At 36.3% G+C, this 394-nt stretch carries 1 pseudogene; it reads left to right on the forward strand.

Annotated features, from left to right (window positions below):
• Window positions 1–394 (forward strand): annotated as a pseudogene (locus SB775_RS27670) (permease); the annotation flags it as partial.

Raw genomic sequence — 394 nt, forward strand, 5'->3', positions numbered from 1 at the left:
TTCGCCCAGGACTTCCTAGTAATGAGAAAAAAGAAAAAAGGTGGAGTGCTTTTAGCCTTAGCATTTTAATCATTGGTACTGTTATTGGACTAGCGGGTAACGTATTAGAGCGGTATATCGGTTTTAATCCAAGTGCGATAGGAGCGCTGTTATTTGCAGTTGGTTTGTTATTTGCGATTCCGTTATTTATTCGTATGATAGCACCAGTAATTGCAAAACCGTTTCAAATGATATTACAAATTGAAACGACGATTAGTAGCCGAAATGTAATTCGTTATCGAAATAAGGCAGCTGTATCGGTTGCTATACTAGCATTTGGTTTTATGTTAGCACTTGTTGGAACGATGTATGTAAATTCTATGTATGAAGGTATGAAAAAAGGGTTACAAAAACA

This window comes from Peribacillus sp. SIMBA_075 (assembly GCF_046534585.1).